Source organism: Streptomyces sp. NPDC002536, from assembly GCF_053594995.1.
Genome location: NZ_JBSFWU010000007.1, coordinates 78,321 through 94,292 on the forward strand (window position 1 = coordinate 78,321; position 15,972 = coordinate 94,292).

16 protein-coding genes are annotated in these 15,972 nt (G+C 69.0%); 9 read left to right on the forward strand and 7 right to left on the reverse strand.

Annotated features, from left to right (window positions below):
- Positions 1-7: 7 nt before the first annotated feature.
- The 3 genes from ACWD4B_RS04750 (at position 8) to ACWD4B_RS04760 (ending at position 2,692) form a co-directional block, all read left to right on the forward strand.
- Positions 8-1,834 carry an alpha/beta hydrolase gene (locus ACWD4B_RS04750; RefSeq protein WP_451419395.1) on the forward strand — a complete coding sequence of 609 codons (1,827 nt, stop codon included), beginning with the start codon at positions 8-10 and terminating at the stop codon, positions 1,832-1,834.
- Positions 1,827-2,408 (forward strand): hypothetical protein, encoded by a 582-nt coding sequence (locus ACWD4B_RS04755; RefSeq protein ID WP_451419396.1) that lies wholly within the window; start codon positions 1,827-1,829, stop codon positions 2,406-2,408. Before ACWD4B_RS04750 ends, ACWD4B_RS04755 begins: the two co-directional genes overlap by 8 nt.
- 119 nt (positions 2,409-2,527) lie before the next feature.
- Positions 2,528-2,692 (forward strand): hypothetical protein, encoded by a 165-nt coding sequence (locus ACWD4B_RS04760; protein ID WP_451419397.1) that lies wholly within the window; start codon positions 2,528-2,530, stop codon positions 2,690-2,692.
- 86 nt (positions 2,693-2,778) lie between these two features.
- Here ACWD4B_RS04760 and ACWD4B_RS04765 read toward each other — a convergent pair whose 3' ends face one another.
- Positions 2,779-2,976: a DUF397 domain-containing protein gene (locus ACWD4B_RS04765; RefSeq protein WP_451419398.1), complete on the reverse strand. Its 198-nt coding sequence runs from the start codon at positions 2,974-2,976 to the stop codon at positions 2,779-2,781.
- 3 nt (positions 2,977-2,979) lie between these two features.
- Positions 2,980-3,840 carry a helix-turn-helix domain-containing protein gene (locus ACWD4B_RS04770; protein ID WP_451419399.1) on the reverse strand — a complete coding sequence of 287 codons (861 nt, stop codon included), beginning with the start codon at positions 3,838-3,840 and terminating at the stop codon, positions 2,980-2,982.
- Between the two features lie 266 nt (positions 3,841-4,106).
- Here ACWD4B_RS04770 and ACWD4B_RS04775 point away from each other — a divergent pair, with 266 nt between their 5' ends.
- Together ACWD4B_RS04775 and ACWD4B_RS04780 are read left to right on the forward strand one after the other, a co-directional pair.
- The gene (locus tag ACWD4B_RS04775) at positions 4,107-4,607 is read left to right on the forward strand and encodes an ATP-binding protein (protein ID WP_451419400.1); all 501 of its coding nucleotides are present in this window, start codon (positions 4,107-4,109) and stop codon (positions 4,605-4,607) included.
- 270 nt (positions 4,608-4,877) lie between these two features.
- Positions 4,878-5,927: an ArsR/SmtB family transcription factor gene (locus ACWD4B_RS04780; protein ID WP_451419401.1), complete on the forward strand. Its 1,050-nt coding sequence runs from the start codon at positions 4,878-4,880 to the stop codon at positions 5,925-5,927.
- Positions 5,928-5,958: 31 nt separating this feature from the next.
- Here ACWD4B_RS04780 and ACWD4B_RS04785 read toward each other — a convergent pair whose 3' ends face one another.
- Positions 5,959-7,734 (reverse strand): trypsin-like serine peptidase, encoded by a 1,776-nt coding sequence (locus ACWD4B_RS04785; RefSeq protein ID WP_451419402.1) that lies wholly within the window; start codon positions 7,732-7,734, stop codon positions 5,959-5,961.
- Between the two features lie 595 nt (positions 7,735-8,329).
- Between ACWD4B_RS04785 and ACWD4B_RS04790 the strand changes: the two genes are divergently transcribed.
- Positions 8,330-8,923 carry a hypothetical protein gene (locus ACWD4B_RS04790; RefSeq protein WP_451419403.1) on the forward strand — a complete coding sequence of 198 codons (594 nt, stop codon included), beginning with the start codon at positions 8,330-8,332 and terminating at the stop codon, positions 8,921-8,923.
- Between the two features lie 6 nt (positions 8,924-8,929).
- Here ACWD4B_RS04790 and ACWD4B_RS04795 read toward each other — a convergent pair whose 3' ends face one another.
- Positions 8,930-9,889, reverse strand: a complete 960-nt coding sequence (locus ACWD4B_RS04795) for an aldo/keto reductase (protein WP_451419404.1) — start codon at positions 9,887-9,889, stop codon at positions 8,930-8,932.
- 56 nt (positions 9,890-9,945) lie between these two features.
- Between ACWD4B_RS04795 and ACWD4B_RS04800 the strand changes: the two genes are divergently transcribed.
- The gene (locus ACWD4B_RS04800; protein ID WP_451419405.1) at positions 9,946-10,509 is read left to right on the forward strand and encodes a GNAT family N-acetyltransferase; all 564 of its coding nucleotides are present in this window, start codon (positions 9,946-9,948) and stop codon (positions 10,507-10,509) included.
- On the opposite strand, the gene ACWD4B_RS04805 is transcribed toward ACWD4B_RS04800, so the two are convergent.
- Positions 10,491-12,584 carry a DHA2 family efflux MFS transporter permease subunit gene (locus ACWD4B_RS04805; RefSeq protein ID WP_451419406.1) on the reverse strand — a complete coding sequence of 698 codons (2,094 nt, stop codon included), beginning with the start codon at positions 12,582-12,584 and terminating at the stop codon, positions 10,491-10,493. The genes ACWD4B_RS04800 and ACWD4B_RS04805 overlap by 19 nt on opposite strands.
- A gap of 252 nt (positions 12,585-12,836) precedes the next feature.
- Between ACWD4B_RS04805 and ACWD4B_RS04810 the strand changes: the two genes are divergently transcribed.
- The gene (locus ACWD4B_RS04810) at positions 12,837-13,490 is read left to right on the forward strand and encodes an HAD-IA family hydrolase (RefSeq protein ID WP_451419407.1); all 654 of its coding nucleotides are present in this window, start codon (positions 12,837-12,839) and stop codon (positions 13,488-13,490) included.
- 234 nt (positions 13,491-13,724) lie between these two features.
- Here the strand turns inward: ACWD4B_RS04810 and ACWD4B_RS04815 are convergent, their stop codons facing one another.
- On the reverse strand, positions 13,725-14,309 hold the full coding sequence (locus tag ACWD4B_RS04815) for a TMEM165/GDT1 family protein (RefSeq protein ID WP_336411951.1): 585 nt from the start codon (positions 14,307-14,309) through the stop codon (positions 13,725-13,727).
- Between the two features lie 217 nt (positions 14,310-14,526).
- Positions 14,527-15,309 carry an ABC transporter permease gene (locus ACWD4B_RS04820; RefSeq protein WP_451419408.1) on the reverse strand — a complete coding sequence of 261 codons (783 nt, stop codon included), beginning with the start codon at positions 15,307-15,309 and terminating at the stop codon, positions 14,527-14,529.
- A gap of 140 nt (positions 15,310-15,449) precedes the next feature.
- Between ACWD4B_RS04820 and ACWD4B_RS04825 the strand changes: the two genes are divergently transcribed.
- On the forward strand, positions 15,450-15,953 hold the full coding sequence (locus ACWD4B_RS04825) for a DoxX family protein (protein ID WP_451419409.1): 504 nt from the start codon (positions 15,450-15,452) through the stop codon (positions 15,951-15,953).
- Positions 15,954-15,972 lie beyond the last annotated feature (19 nt).

The following is a 15,972-nucleotide window of genomic DNA, read 5'->3' on the forward strand; positions in this document are numbered from 1 at the left end:
TCGGGCTGTGGTTACCATCGACGACCTGAAGAACCTCGATACTTCCAAGTTCACGAAAGCAGCCGACGCCTGGAGTTCCGTCAGCAATCGTGCCAGTTCAGCCAGGGACCGAGTGGACCACGAGATGCTGGGGAAGCTGGCCAGCACTCAGGAGGGCGACGCAGCGACGCAGGCTCTGGCACGAATTGCCACACTGAACAAAAACTATGAGTACATCCATGCCGAGTGTGGATTGATCCGCACAGCTCTCAGTTGTCTGGCCGAAGAGCTTGCCGCTCCACAGAGAAAGCTGAAGCAGGCATTGGAGGACGCAGAAGCGCTGAAGTTCACTGTCAAGCCCGATGGTTCCGTCGAGTACCCGAAGAGCCTGAGAGTTCCGGCTCCGCAGCTTCCGTCCGGGGCTTCGCCTGGTGCAATGCCATCTCTGCTGAAACCGGACAGCACCCCTGACCCGAACGCAGCCAAGGCGCAGGAGGTTGCCAACCGTATCGGCGACGCCCTCAGGGAGGCCGCTGAAATTGACGGCCGTTACGCCAGAGCGCTGACGAACCTCACCACAAACGGGGACCTGAAGAACACCGACCCCTCAGACGTCGCCAGAGATGCGCGGGGAATCCGGTCCGTCGCGGGGAAGCACTTCTCTGAGTCGAGCATCCCCAAAGGTAAGTCCCCCAAGGAGAACGCCGAATGGTGGAACAAGCTGAGCCAAGAAGAGAGGGACGAGTACGCCGCCGTATTCCCGGCCACTATCGGCAAGCTGGATGGTTTGCCATCCGCTGTTCGCGATGAGGCCAACCGCATAGTTCTTGCCGATACCCGAATAAGCCTCAGTCAGCAGCTTGCCGATCTCGTCAATAATCCGCCACAGCATTACGAGCAGAAGTTCAACCCTGTCACTGGGCTGCCTATCCAGGGCGAACAGCAGGAGACCTACGCCTGGAAGCAGTGTCTGAGGAAAAGAGAGACCTTGGAGGGTCAGCTGCGCGGGATAGCGGCTATTCAGAAGAGGTTTGACGCCACAGGCGAAGAAGGGCTTCCAGAAGCCTACTTGCTAGGATTCGACGCCGATGGGCTGGGGCGGGCCATCGTTGCGAACGGCAACCCAGACACAGCTGAACACACGGCTGTATACGTTCCGGGAACAACAGCACGGCTGCGTGACGCCGGCAAGGACATCGACAAGATGACCGAGCTGTGGAAGCAAAGCCATGGAATGCCCGGCGGGCCGTCGGTGTCCACCATTACTTGGATCGGCTACGACGCACCTCAAAGCGCTTTCCCGACGGATAAGGGCGACCTGGTGCCGGAAGCCGCATCCACTTCCTATGCCGATAAGGCCGCCCCAAAGTTGACCAACTTTCTTGACGGCATGCGAACAGCCCAGGGCGGGCCGCATGCCAGTCACACCACCGTCATCGGACATAGCTACGGGACCACTGTTGTCGGCGACACTTCCCAGAAAGGTGGTCTTGGGGCAGACGACATCATTGCGGTGGCCAGCCCAGGCATGCTCGTAGGGCATGCGGATGACCTAGATGCGCCGAATGGGCACGTGTGGTCCGAGGCGGCCTCCCTGTCCAAAGACCAAGTTCCGCTCGGCGGAAGATTGGTCGGGTTGGGTGGCGACAGTGAGATAACACCCTTGGCCAGGGTGTTCCCACTCACTTTCCCAATCTCATCCTTGACGCAAAATGTTCCATCGGATCACGAGTTCGGAGCCAATATCATGCGAACCGATTCCCAGGATCACGGCGGCTACTGGAAGGACTCCGATACCCTCTGGAATCAGGCGGCTGTGGTGACTCGAAACTATGACGTGGTGAGGCGTGGCTAGCAACAAGAGCGCGAAGATGAAGCATCATTCTGTAAAGTTGGCCGCTTCGGTAGCGGTGTCCATTCTGGCTCTTTCTGGTTGTGGTGACGTGAAGAAATCTAGCGACCTTGGATACACTCCAGAGACCCAAGAGATCGACGCGGCACGAAAGACGGCCAAGGAGTTGTCGAGCGAAATTCTTGATGCAATCTCCTTGAAGGGGAGGGTAAGTGGATCCGGACCCGGAGTGTCTCGTTGCGATGAAGATCCGGACCACTTGTACAAGATTCGCCACGCCTGGTCGGTCTGGGGGGTTCCCGAAGAAGAGATGCAGAGATCCCTGGAGCGACTCAAGGACGAGTTGCCGAAGCGCGGTTGGAAAGTCGTGCGGTACGGGCGAGACTCCAGCCAGGCCAAGAACATTGAGATGGTCGCCGACTCGACCAAGTCCAAATTTTCGGCAAACATCACCTTTATGGACAAAAGGGGAGTCAAGGAAGCATCTCCTCAGTCCAGTAGCACTTCAGGCATCATGGTCGACCTCGTGTCGGCATGCTTTCGCGTCCCTCAAGGCAAGACGGTGGATGAGTACTGATGAAGGTCTAGGTGGAAATGAATAGTTCGTTTTCGGGCTCCCCACCTGATCGGCACCCATCGAAGTCTCGCCGTCCCCGCCCCCGCCCCGAGGGCCTCAAGTTGGGCTCGCGGCTCCTCGTGCTCGGCATCGTCGCCGCCGTGGGCGGTCTGGCCGGATCCCTCCGCAGCGCGATGGATGGTGCTGGAGTGCTGCAGATTCTCGCCCAGTTGGCGGTCGGCCTCCTGGGGTTGGCTCTTGCGATTGCATGTGTTGTCGAGTACAGCGAGTACAGCAAGAAGTAGCCTTGACCACTCGGACTTCTGGTCGTGGATCGACCTTCGTGACGGGATTCGCTGAGGTAAATCGGCCGCGGGCCCGCAAAGCCCCCTCAGACGAGGTGATCGAGCTCGCCGCGCTTCGCGGCCTCTATGAAGTTGCGCAGGCCCTCGCGAGTGGTAGTGACCAGCTCGTCAGGGCGCGTGGTTTCTCTCAGTATGGGGGTGCCGTCGGATGCGAAGCCGACCTGTATGCAGGTGTTGCCGCCGTCGCCACCGCAGAAGGGGGTCTGCCACTGGACGTTGCTCATTTCCTACCTCTCAAGTCGTTGCGCGATGCCTCGGATGAGGTCACGCGTCTTCCCTGGGCACAGGCACTTCGCCTCCATCTTGTCGAGCAGCAGTCGATACCTGGCCAGTTGCATGGCCGAGTCGATGAAGGTGGGGCCATGGAAGCTGTCCACCTGGACGGTGTCGAGCTGCTCGACCGGTCCCGTGGCGTAGAGGATCGGCTGCCCTGGGCCGGCGAAGCCTTGCGTCTCAAGAGGGAGCACGCGGATGGAGATGTTGTCCCGCTCGCTCATGTCGAGGAGATGGTTCAGCTGAGTCCGGGCCACCTTCGGGCCACCGAACTGGATGTGCAGGGCCGCTTCATGAATGATCGCGGTATATCTCGGAGGGTTCTTCCGGAGGGTGAGTACCTCCTGGCGCCGCATGCGATGCATGGACCGAAGCTCGACCTGGTCCACGGACAGGGAGACAAGCGAACTCTCGAAGACTGCGCGCGCATGCTCGGCGGTCTGGAGCAGTCCAGGGATGTGCACCATGACGAACATACGCAAACTCGTGGCGTGGTGCTCAAGTTCGGTCACGTCGAGGAAGCCCGGTGGGAGGACATCGCGGTATGACTCCCACCAGTGGCCGTTGCGCTCCCGCGCGATGTCGGCCAGTGCCTCGACCAGACCGGCGTCTGTGCAGCCGTAGTTCAGCGCGAGCCGGTGAACGCGTTCGGGGCTGATGCCGAAGCGGCCCGCTTCGATGTTCGGGATACGCGTGCGGCTGACGCCAAGGAGGGCCGCGGCCTGCTGGGTTGAGAAACCGGCGGCCTCGCGGATCTTCCGCAACTCGGCACCTAGGCGGAGCTGTCGAACAGTAGGGGTGCTTCTTGGCGGCATGTCACCTCTCTCCGTACGCCCCCAGTCTGCCGCTGTCCGGGCACCGGAACCACAACGTAGGCCCGTTCCCTGGTTCCGTAGAACCGTTCTCCGGACATGCGCTACCTTCGGTGTTGCTCAGCTCACACGCAGTGGCACCGGAAGTGCACCGCGCGAGCATGCCCGTCCTCCCTGGGGTGAGGTGTGCCCGCGCCCAGGGAGGCAGGCCACCGGTATCCGTTCGCGTGCGAGGACTCCACTCCCCCACCACCATGGAGTGACCGCACATGAGTAACAACCCACCCTGCCTGTCGGAGGCCGCGCTCGCGGCAGCGGCCGCAGCGGCGGCCACGCCCCAACCCGCCACCCTCGACTACTCGTTCGCCTTCCCCGGCGGCGCCTACTGCCTCGCCATGGCCCGTACCGTCGTCAGGCGCCTGCTCTCCGACCACGGGCTCGCCGACATGAGCGAGCTCGGCACGCTCGCCGCATCGGAACTCGTCGCCCACGCATGCCAGTTCACCCCCGGGCAGGGAGTGAGCCTCTCACTGCGCTGGAGGTTCGGCGTGCTGCGGCTCACCGTGTTCGACGAGCACCCCGCCCACACCGCAACCGCCAGCAAGGCCTGTCACGCGCGGCGGCGCGAGGCACTGTCCACGCTGGACACCGTCGTCGGCTCCTGCGGAGGCATCGTCGGCCTCGACCACATGGGTACGCCCCTCGGCGGCGGAAGCAAGATGTGGGTCGCCCTCTCGCGCGAGGCAGCACGCAACTATGCGCGCCTCTGACCCCCCACCCGCCCGCAGCGGAATAGCTCATTCCAGTGTCACGAACCATCACCCCGCACCGTCGGATCCGAAGGTTTGCGTCACCGGAAGCGTCAACTCCGCTCCGGGAGCCACCCGCACCGGGCCACAGGGCGGCGTCCCCCGCCTCCACCCCCGTAAGAGGCGGGGAACACCACGCCGTCCCCCGAGTCCCAGAATTGCCGATCCGGCCGCCCCCGTTGACCTGATTCGGCGTGGCCCGAATGTCCCGTACACGGCCACAATCGAGCCGTGGCCATACGGATCCACTTCACGGCCGACGACCTCGCCCGCACGCGCCTCGCCGAGGGGCCCCGTCCCCTGGTCGAACTCGGCATGATGACCTGGGCGAAGTGGCAGCCGGCCCGTGCCCGCCGCCGCGGGAGCGGGCGGTACGAGTCGTTCGAACCGCTGTCGGCCCCGCTCGTGCGGCTCGTCGACCGGCATCCCTGGAAGGGGCGCCTCCCCGCGTTCGTGCTGTCGCCCGTGGAGTGCCGGCACCCCCGGGAAGCCTTGGAGCGGCTGTGCTCCACACCCCACGCGCAGGTCCGCAAGCACTTGGCGGACCTCACCCAGCAGCACTGGGTGCTCCGTCACGACACGGGACCGGAGCCCCTGCAGCAGTACTTCGACATGCTGGCTCACATCCACGACCGGGACGAAGGCGCCGACTGGCCGCGCATCGACTCACTGGCGAGCGCCGATCGGGCCCTGCGGATCCAGCACTTGGCCACGGGCGGTGTCGAGAGCCTGCTGGCGGGCCTCGACCCGCTCCGCATCCGCTGGCGCCCTCCCGTGCTCGAGGTCGCCTTCTTCGTCGACCTGGAGGTCCGACTCGGGGGCCGCGGGCTGCTGTTGGTCCCCACACTGTACGGCGACAGACCGTTCGTGGGAGTGGATCCGTGCAACGTGCAGGACGCCCGGCCCCAGCACTGGCTGTCCTACCCGGTCCGCCACGGCGAGCACCCCGCCGCCGCGCCCCGGTCCCCCGGCGCCGTACCGCCCCCGTCCCTGTCCGCGCTCCTCGGCCGGACGCGCGCCGCCGTGCTGTGCGCGATCGCCGCCCACCCGAACAGCAGCACCACCCAGCTCGCCGCCCGCACCGGCATCGCCCCGGCGAGCGCCAGCGAACACGCCTCCGTCCTGCGCTCGGCAGGGCTCACGGCCGCGGTCCGCCACCGCAGCGCGATGCTGCACACGCCGACCTCCGCCGGCCTCGGCCTGCTCGGCGCCGCCGCGACGGACCCGTTGATGGTCCCTCCACCGGCGCCCCGTCCACCCCGGCGAGGTCCCGCGGGGTGAGGTCCAGCGCCGCGGCGAGGGCGCCCGCACGTCATGTGGTCGGTGTGACGAGGGGTTCCTCGGTTCCGAGGCGGCCGGCACGGGTGTCCGTGTACATCGTCACCTCGCCGTCCGACCAGCGGACGATGACGTCGTCAGTGTGGCCGTTGGGCGTGTAGTCGCCCGCCGTCATGACGAGGCCATGGGTCCATGTGCTGTCGGCGCCGTGGATGTGCACCTCACGGCCGAGGGCTGCCGTCGTGGTGCCCACGTAGGTGTCGAGGGCGCCGTTCTCCCAGCGGACCATCAGGTCCCACTTCCGGTTTCCGGAGAACTCGCCGCTCGCGAAGACGTTCGCGGACTTCCAGGCGGGGTTCTTCTTCAGGAGCCTGTGCTCCGTGCCGAAGGTCCTCGCCCCCACGTTGGTGTAGAGGCTGACTTCGCCGTCGGACCAGCGCACGAGCAGGTCGGTGACGTACTTGGCCGCGTTGAACCGTCCCGCAGTGAACTGGACGGCGTGCTTCCAGACGGATCCCTTCTCGACCATCGGCTCGCCGGGGACGTCGAGGCCCTTGGAACCCACGTCCGGGAACAGGGTGACGCTGCCGTCCAGCCAGCGCACCAGAAGGTCGAACTGGGTGGAGCCCGCGAAGTCGCCGGCCGTGATGGTCAGGGCGTTCTCGAACTTGCCGTGCGACTCCATGAGCCGGCGCTCCGGCCGGAAGCCGCCCTTGGCGTTGCCCGGATAGAGGGTCACCTCGCCGTCGGTCCAGACGACGATCAGGTCGCTGTGGCCGTTGCCGGTGAAGTCCCCTGAGGCCATGAGCCTGGCGTGCTTCCAGGTGCTCGCGTGACCGGGCAGGACGGGGCTGTCGTCCGGAGGGTCGTAGGGGTGGGGGCGCTGCGGCTCGCGGTCCGCATCGGCGTCCTCGTAGAGGGCCATGGCGTCGTTGCCGTAACGCGGCGAGTAGGTCACGTAGTCGACCTCCTCGTCGTTGCCACCGCCGTTGTACCCGCCGGTGCTCCCGATGATCTTGCCCGTGCGGTGCTCGGCGTCGTAGTCCGTGATCCACGGCCCTCCGGAGACCCCGCCGTAGTAGCCGCCGCACACCATCCGCATCTGGTGGTAGCCGGGTAGGCGGGTGGTGGAGACGGGGCAACGTCTCGCCTGATGACGGCTGTTGACCTTGTCGCTCGACGGATAGCCGATGACGGTGACGTCGTTGTGGTAGCCGGGGGTACGGGTGAACGTCAGGGCTCCGGTGACGTCCTCGGCCCTGCCCTTGCGGTTGGGCCCCACCTTGACAAAGGCCAGGTCCAGGTCCGAGACGACCGACTTCTTCCTGACGTCCGTCGCCACTCCGGCGTATCGGCTGTCCATGAAGATTCTCTCCAGCGGGAGCACGCCGTGCGGCTGGTCGGCCGCCGAGGCCTTGTACCGGTACTGCGGCACGAAGATCTGCTCCGTGGCGCGCCGCAGCGAGATGCCGCAGTGTCCGGCGGTCAGCACCAGGCTGCGGCCGCGGCTGTGGACGACGCTTCCGGTGCAGTACGTGTTCTTGCCGTTGAGGGGGGTGTCGCGGAAGAAGAAGGTGCCGACCATGGGGAGGCCCTCGAAGTAGTCCCCCGAGCCGGCGTGTGCGGAGTCCCGTGCGCCCGGCCCGGCAGCCGCCGCCCCGGCCTGCTGCGGGGATCCGCCCTTGCCGGCGTCGAGGGGCCGGGCGCCGGCCATGCGGTCCGCCGTCCAGTACGCCTCCGCTTCACGCAGGCCCGGCCCGGGATGCGAGGTGTCCGGCGCGGGCCCCGTCGGCGGCGGCGAGTGGTGCACCCCGGAGGGGGAAGGCGACGAGGAGGAAGACGATGAAGGGGAAGGGGATGAGGGGGAAGGCGATAACGGCAGGGGAACCGGTCTCGATGCGGAACCGGGCGCGGCCGCTGCCGGGCCGATACCGAGCAGGGCCGTACACAGACCGATTCCCAGAACCGGAAGCCATCGCGAGTGGTTCGGCACGGGTGCGACCTCCTGCAGAATGTGATGAACTCACGCCAATGCGAAGCGAGTTCAAAGTGAGGCACGCTAGCGTAAAGAGCGTAAAGGACGCGCGTCCGTTCGGAGTCACAGGAGAGGGCGGGAATCGGCCATGAATCACCTGCGTACGGCCGCTTTTGTGCTGGCCGTCGGGGCATCCACAGCCATCACGGCCCCCGCTGCAGCCGATGGATCAATTCCGCTTGCACCGGCCGGAATTCACTCCGTCCGGCCCGGAGACCACATAAAGGTGACCGCAGAACCCGGCCAAGTCACGAATGGCGACGTGGTGACGTCGAAGGCATTCAGCGCCGACGGAACCATGCGGATGCACACGCCTCTCCTCACGGCGACGGTTTCCGTCAAGTGCGATATCCCGCCAGGTGATTATGCGGTGGAAACCCATTCGTATCTGGACCGTCACCCGGCGGAACACGCCGCGTCATGGACGGAGGTCCGGGTCCAGGACGTCGGCTCCGCCGCCCGCCGGCAGTGCCACGACGACGAGAAGGACCGCCCGGTGGCCGACTCCCCCGAGGAGCAGTGGCCCGCGAACACCCCCTGGCCCGAGTCCCCTTGGGACGTCCGCTCCTTCCGGCCCGGCGACCGCGTCGTGATCGACGACAGCGGGGACGAAGGGCGGGACGGGGAGGTCACGTTCGTCTCGCCCGCCTTCGCCGACAAGCCCGTGGGCCGCGGCGCCAAGGCCTCCTTGACCGCGGCCACGACCGTCAAGTGCGATGCGAAGGCGGGGCTGTACCCCGTACACCGGCATCTCGACGGCAGCACCGACGGCCCGGCGGACAAAGAGGTCTGGGCCCGCTACCGCGTCACCCCCGCCGACCTGGGCAAGGCCGGCACCTGCCGGGCGGCGGACCACGACGGGGGCGTCGGCACCGGCACCATCGCCGCCGCGGCGGGCGGTGCCGCCGTGCTGGCCGCCGCGGGCGCCGTGGTCGTGGTCCGGCGCGCCCGCCGCGCACGGTGACACCGTTCAGGAGCCCTCCCCCTCCACCGCCACCGGCGCCCCGTCCAGTTCGGCGAGGTCCCGCGGGGTGAGGCCCAGGGTCGCGGCGGCGATGTTGTCGTGGAGGTGGCGCAGCCGGGTGGTGCTGGGGACGGGGATGACGTGCGCGCCCTGCGCGAGGGTCCAGGCGAGGGCGATCTGGGCGGGGGTGGCGGCGTGGCGGGCCGCGACCGTGCGCAGGACGGTGAGGATGCGCTCGTTGGCCGTGCGGGCGCGGCGCGTGAAGCGGGGGTGGCGGGCGCGGACGTCGCCGGGGGCGAAGTCCGTGTGCGGGGTGATCGTGCCGGTGAGGAAGCCGCGCCCCAGGGGTGCGTACGGGGCGAACATCGCGCCGTTGCGCGCGCACCAGCGGACGACGGGCTGCGACTTCCGGTCCCACAGGGAGAGTTCGGACTGCACCGCCGCGACCGGGTGGATGCGGTGGGCCCGTTCGGCGTCGCGGACCCGGACGTCCGACAGGCCGAGGTGACCGATCTTGCCTTGTTTGACCAGTGCGGCCAGGGCGCCCCAGCTGTCCTCCAACGGGACGTCCGGGTCGATGCGGTGGAGGTAGCAGAGGTCGACGGCGTCGGTGCGCAGCCGGCGCAGGCTCGCCTCCACGGCGGCGCGCAGCTGTGCCGGTCTGCCGTCGCGGTGCAGGGCCATGGCCGCCAGGTCGTCCACGACGAAGCCGGCCTTGGTGGCCAGGAACACCTCGTGGCGGCGGGCGGACAGGGTGCGGCCGAGCAGCGTCTCGTTGTGGCCCTCGCCGTACACGCCCGCGGTGTCGAGGCAGGTGACGCCACGGTCGACGGCGGCGTGCAGGAGGGCGGCGGCTTCAGTGTCGTCAAAGCCGGAGTGGGCGTACATCCAGGGGCTCAGCCCGGAGCAGCCCAGTCCGACGGCGCCGAGCGGCCGTCCGGTGGGCGGGAAGGGTCTCGTCCTCATGCCCGTGTCCGTCATCCCCATCACCCTCATGTCCGTCCCGTGCGACGATCCTTGCCATGATCACGACCTCGTCCTCCTGGACCGTCGCCCCCGAGCCCGTCGGCTCCCCCGGATCGGCCGCACTGCTGCGCGAGTACCTCGTCGACGTGGCCGACCGCTGGTACCTGCTGCACCACGGCCGGCGGTGCACTCCGGAGGAGATCGAGCGGCACCTGGCCGAGGACCCCAGCGACGATCTCGTCCCGCCGCACGGCGTGTTCCTGATGGGCCGGTACGGCGGCGAGCCGGCCGGGTGCGTGGGTGTGCGGCGGCTGGACGCGCGGACGGCCGAGGTGAAGCGGATGTTCATACGGCCCGCGCACCGCGGACGGGGCGGCGGGCCCGTGCTGTTGGGTGCGGCCGAGGAGACGGCCCGCTCGTGGGGTGCGGAGCGGCTGGTGCTGGACACCCGGCTGGACCTGGTGGAGGCGCGGGCGCTCTACGCGCGCCAGGGTTTCCGCGAGACGCCTGCCTACAACGACAGCGCGTACGCGGAGGTCTGGATGGCCAAGCGACTGGCCGGGCAACCGGCCGAGCCACTGGCCCATCAGCCGGGCCGAGTTCATGGCCGCGCGTCGTGATCCCGTCTGACTTCGCCGCCGTCGCGCGGCTGTTCCTCGTCGGAGCCGCACAACTCGGCGCTGAGTTCGCGGACGAGCACGTTGAGGTCGGTGGGCCGGTCCGGTGTCCACCAGTCGCCGAGCAGTTCGGCGAGTGACTGCTTACGCGCGTCGAAGAGCAACTCGGCCTGCCGCTTGCCCTCCTCGGTGAGGACGAACAGCACTCCCTCGCGCCGCACCAGTTCGCGTGTCTCCAACTGCCGCCCGGCCTCGGTGACCACGCGCAGCGGGATGCCCGCGCGATCGGCGAGCAACGACGGCTCGGCGGATCCGTAGCGGTTGATGCGCAGCAGCATCCAGCTCGCGGCGGGCAGCAGGTCGAGCCCGGCATGTTCGGTGATCTTCTCGTAGATGCGCTTGCGGCCCTCTCGGCTGCCGAGCAGGGAGAGCATGCGGGCGGCCTCGTCCCGCGAGGAGCGCTGGACGGGGTTGCTGGAGACGACCTCGCCGGCGTCGGGCGCGGTGACGGCGCTGCGCAGCGGCTCCTCCCGGAGGAACCAGGCGAGGGCGAAGGCCAGGAGGGCAGCAGGCACCGCGTAGACGAAGACGTCGGTGATCGACTGGGAGTAGGCGCCGAGGACGTCCGCCCGCTCCGCGGCCGGCAGGCGGCCCACGGCTCGCGGGTCGGCCTGCAGGGCGGCGGGGGTGACACCGGGCGGCAGGGTGGCTCCGGCGAGGGCCGCGGCGACCCTGGGCCCGAGCTTGTTGGAGAAGATCGTGCCGAACACCGAGACGCCGAACGAGGCGCCGATGGAGCGGAAGAACGTGGCGCCGGAGGTGGCGACGCCCAGGTTCTCGTAGCCGACGGAGTTCTGCACGACGAGCACGAGCACCTGCATCACGAGGCCGAGCCCGAAGCCGAAGACGAAGAAGTAGACGCTCATCTCGCCCGTGCTGGTGGTGGGTTCGAGCTGGTGCAGCAGGAGCAGGCCGATCGTCATCACGCCGGTGCCGGCGATGGGGAAGACGCGGTAGCGGCCGGTGCGGCTGACGATCTGGCCGGAGCCGGTGGAGGCGATCAGCATGCCGGCCACCATCGGCAGCATGTGCACGCCGGACAGGGTCGGCGAGACACCGTGGACGACCTGCAGGAAGGTCGGCAGGTAGGTCATCGAGCCGAACATCGCGAAGCCGACGATGAAGCCGATGACCGAGCAGAGCGTGAAGGTGCGGTTGCGGAACAGGCCCAGCGGCAGGACGGGTTCGGCCGCGCGCCGCTCGACGAGCACGAAGGGGACGAGCAGGGCCACGCCGAGCACGCCGAGGCACGCGATCTGCCAGGACGACCAGGCCCAGGTGGTGCCGCCGAGCGAGGTCATCAGCACCAGGCAGACGGCGACGCACGCAATGAGGAAGGTGCCGAGGTAGTCGATGCGGTGCGGGGTGCGGTGGACGGGGATGTGCAGCACGGCGGCGATGACGGCGAGCGCGACGACGCCGACGGGCAGGTTGACGTAGAACACCCAGCGCCAGCTGAGGTGGTCCACGAACAGCCCGCCGAGCAGCGGCCCGAGCACGCTCGTACCGCCGAAGACCGCACCGAACAGGCCCTGGTAGCGGCCGCGGTCGCGGGGCGGCACGATGTCGCCGACGATCGCCATCGACAGCACGATCAGCCCGCCGCCGCCCAGGCCCTGCAGGGCGCGGAAGCCGATCAGCTCCAGCATGTTCTGCGCGGCCCCGCACAGGGCGGAGCCGACGAGGAAGATGACGATGGCGGTCTGGAAGAGCTTCTTGCGCCCGTACTGGTCGCCGAGCTTGCCCCACAGCGGGGTCGCGGCGGTGGAGGCGAGCAGATAGGCCGTGACCACCCACGACAGGTGCTCCAGCCCGCCGAGGTCGCTGACGATCGTGGGCAGGGCGGTGGAGACGATGGTCTGGTCGAGCGCCGCCAGCAGCATCCCCAGCAGCAGGGCGCCGATGGCGACCCGCACGCTGCGCTGCTCCTGCCCCGCGCCGGGCACGGCCCCGGGGGCGGCGGCCGTGGCATGGCCGGGGGCGGATTCGGGTGGGAGTGCGGGTCGGTCCTGCGCCATGGGAACTCCCCTCCGTGGTGCGGCCGGGGTCGGGGTTCCGTCAAGCTCCATCGTGAGCCGGAAGTGCCCGTACGGCCTGCCGGGGCGCCCGTTCGGGCGGACCGGGAGAGGACCCGCGCAGCCGCTGCGACCAGGGGCATTGGCGTTCTTGGCGGTGGTTTTTGTATCTTTGAGAAACAAAGTGGCCCCGCCCGCACTCCCTGACCGGTGGACGGGGCCGCTTGTCTTTCTCCCGCGCTCTGGAGTCCTCGGATGACCATCACGCTCACCGCCCGCGCACTGCTGCTGGACATGGACGGGACCATCGTCAACTCCGACGCCGTCGTCGAGCGCTGCTGGCGCCGCTGGGCCGGGGAACACGGCCTGGACGCGGACGAGGTCATGAAGGTCGTCCACGGCCGCCAGGGCTACGCGACCATGGCCGTCCTGCTGCCGGACCGCCCCATGGAGCTCAACCACGCCGACAACCGGCGCATGCTCGCGGCCGAGACGGCCGACGTCGACGGCGTCGTGCCGGTGCCGGGCGCGCCCGCCTTCATGGCCTCCCTGGCCGGCCTCCCGCACGCCCTGGTCACGTCCGCGGACAGCGGCCTGGCGCGGGCGCGCATGGGGGCGGCGGACCTGCCGATGCCGGACGTGCGCGTCACGGCGGAGTCCGTGAGCGCCAGCAAGCCGGACCCCGAGGGCTTCCTCAAGGGGGCCGCGGAGCTGGGCTTCGCGCCCGCGGACTGCGTGGTCTTCGAGGACTCGGAGGCCGGGATTGCGGCGGGGCGCGCCGCCGGTATGAGGGTTGTGGGGGTCGGCCCTCGCGCTGCCGCGCTCGCGCCGGATGTGGCCGTGGACGACCTCACCCGGGTCCGCGTGTCCGCGGGGGCGGACGGCGAGATCGTGCTGACGGTCGGCTGACTCAGGCTTCCGCCCGCCCGCTCGGCGGCCCGCGCACAGCGGATCCCTTCCGGGGGTTCGGGGTCGTCCGAGCGGGTGGGCGGGGATCCTTTTTCCGCTGCGGGTCGTTCTCGGCTGGTCGCGCAGTTCCCCGCGCCCCTTACGGGGCTGGTGATCGCGCCCCAAAGGGGCGCGGGGAACTGCGCGACCAGCCACAACAAGCCCGCAGCCGACGCGCTGCACTTCCTGCGCCCCTTACGGGGCGATCACGGCCTCGTACAGGCTGAAGCCCGCCAGTGCCAGCATCACCAGGGCCGCCACCTTCGTGATCAGGGCCAGCGGCACGCGGCGCATCAGGGCCTTGCCGCCCACGATGCCCGCGCCGGCGACCGCCCACAGGCCCAGGGTCGCGCCCACGCCCACCGAGACCGGGTCGTTGTAGCGCGCGGCCAGGTTCGCGGTCATGATCTGCGTGAGGTCGCCGAACTCCGCGACCAGGATCAGCATGAAGCCCGCCCCGGACACCTTCCAGAAGGACTGGTCCGCAGGCTTCTTGATCTCCTCTTCGTCGTCGTCCTTCTTCAGCAGCAGCATGGCGGCGCCCACCAGGAAGGCCACCCCGACCACGCCCTGGAGCAGCCGCTGCGGCAGCAGCGTCAGCAGGCTGCCCGCCGCGATGGCGAGCGCCACGTGCACGGCGAAGGCGGCCGCGACGCCGGCGAAGACGTACGAGGCCCGGTAGCGCGTACCGAGCATCAGGGACGCCAGGGCGGTCTTGTCGGGGAGCTCGGCCAGGAAGATCACGCCGAAGACCAGCGCGGCGACGGTGAAGCTGAACACAGGAGAGGTTCCTCAAGTCGGAGGGCGACGCTGTCGTACCGCACCGACGAGTTCAGGGGTCGCTTCGGCACGGCAGCATCACCAATGGACACTGCTGCCGAAGGTCTCGCTGGCCGGGCCTGCAAGCGCAAGCGATCCGGCCTCCGGGCGCCGGCCGGGCACGAGGCTCGGCAGTATGTCGACGGTCCGGCGAAGAGCTACTCCCCTTCTGCTCCCCTCAGGGTACGTGACGCGGCGCCCGGTGCAGCAGCCCGCGGGCCACCAGCTCCAGCGTGACCGCGACCGCCACCACCTGCACCGCCATCAGCGCGACCAGCACGAACAGCTGCACCGCCCCGGCCAACAGCGGTGAGGCACCGCCCAGCAGCATGCCCACGAAGGCGCCGGGAAGGGTGACCAGTCCCACAGTGCGGGTCTGGTCCAGCCCGGGCAGCAGCGCGTCGGACGCGACGGGGCGTGCGATCTCCAGCCGGGCGTCCCGGTCGAGCAGGCCGAGCGCCTGGGCCGCCTCGACCTCGCCGTGCCGGGTGCGCAGTTCGTCGAGGGCCCGCCGCCCGGCCAGCACGGTCGCCGTGAGGCCGCCGCCGATGAGGATGCCCGTGATCGGGATCAGGGCCACGCCCTTGAGCGGGACGAGCCCGGTCAGCAGGAGCGCGGCCACCACGGGCAGGACCCCGGCGGCGATCGGCAGCGCGGTCCACCACCAGGTGCGGTTGTCGGTGATGCGCCGCCCGGCCGTGCGCACCGCGACGGCGAACATCAGGAGCACGAAGCCCAGCAGCAGCGGCACCGCGTGCACCACCCACCCGATCAGGGCGGAGACGGCGGCCAGTTGGACGGCCGCGCGCAGCCCGGCCAGGGCGACGGCCCGGGCGTAGGGGCGCTCGTGCCCGTCGGCGAGGTGCGCGGCCGCGGCGACGGCGACGGTCGCGACGAGCAGGACGGCGAGGAACACGCCGAGGGTGGTGTTGACGGGCAGCAGCGCTGCGGCGGCGAGCACCCGGCCACCCTACGGAGCCCTCCGTAAAGGGTTCGTCACGGCACGGAAAATCAAGAACTTGAACTTGCAAGCACTCTTAGGGAGCCCTAACCTGAAGTACTCCTTTGTCACCCGTCCCCGTCACATGAGGAGCCCCACGCATGCCTCCCACGCCGACCCCCACGGCCTCCCCCACGACCCCGGCGGCCGCCGCTCGCGCCGCCGCCCCCGCGCCCGACTCGCTCACCGGACGCCTGGACGCGGCCCGCCCGTACGTCCTGTCGCTGTTCCGCATCGTCGTCGGCCTGCTCTTCGCGGTCCACGGCGCCGCCTCGCTCTTCGGCATCCTGGGCGGCGCGGCCGGCACCCACGGCGGCACCATCCCCACGGGCACCTGGCCCGGCTGGTACGCGGCCGTCATCCAGCTCGTGGCCGGCGTCCTCGTGCTGCTCGGCACCGGCACCCGCACCGCGGCGCTGATCGCCTCCGGCTCCATGGCCTACGCGTACTTCAACGTCCACCAGAAGGTGGCCCTGTGGCCGATCCAGAACGGCGGCGAGGGGTCCGCGATGTTCTGCTGGGCCTTCCTGCTGCTGGTCTTCACCGGTCCCGGCGCGCTCTCCCTGGACCGCTTCTTCGGCCGCTCCGCACGCAACTCCGCCTGACCGCCGACCCGGCCGGGGC

Coding starts and splice junctions, on each gene's coding strand:
- ACWD4B_RS04770 (WP_451419399.1), bottom strand. CDS start 3,840: ATGCCGCCAAGAAGCACCCCTACTGTTCGACAGCTCCGCCTAGGTGCC.
- ACWD4B_RS04795 (WP_451419404.1), bottom strand. CDS start 9,889: ATGAGGACGAGACCCTTCCCGCCCACCGGACGGCCGCTCGGCGCCGTC.
- ACWD4B_RS04805 (WP_451419406.1), bottom strand. CDS start 12,584: ATGGCGCAGGACCGACCCGCACTCCCACCCGAATCCGCCCCCGGCCAT.
- ACWD4B_RS04800 (WP_451419405.1), top strand. CDS start 9,946: ATGATCACGACCTCGTCCTCCTGGACCGTCGCCCCCGAGCCCGTCGGC.
- ACWD4B_RS04810 (WP_451419407.1), top strand. CDS start 12,837: ATGACCATCACGCTCACCGCCCGCGCACTGCTGCTGGACATGGACGGG.
- ACWD4B_RS04825 (WP_451419409.1), top strand. CDS start 15,450: ATGCCTCCCACGCCGACCCCCACGGCCTCCCCCACGACCCCGGCGGCC.
- ACWD4B_RS04765 (WP_451419398.1), bottom strand. CDS start 2,976: ATGAGCAACGTCCAGTGGCAGACCCCCTTCTGCGGTGGCGACGGCGGC.
- ACWD4B_RS04775 (WP_451419400.1), top strand. CDS start 4,107: ATGAGTAACAACCCACCCTGCCTGTCGGAGGCCGCGCTCGCGGCAGCG.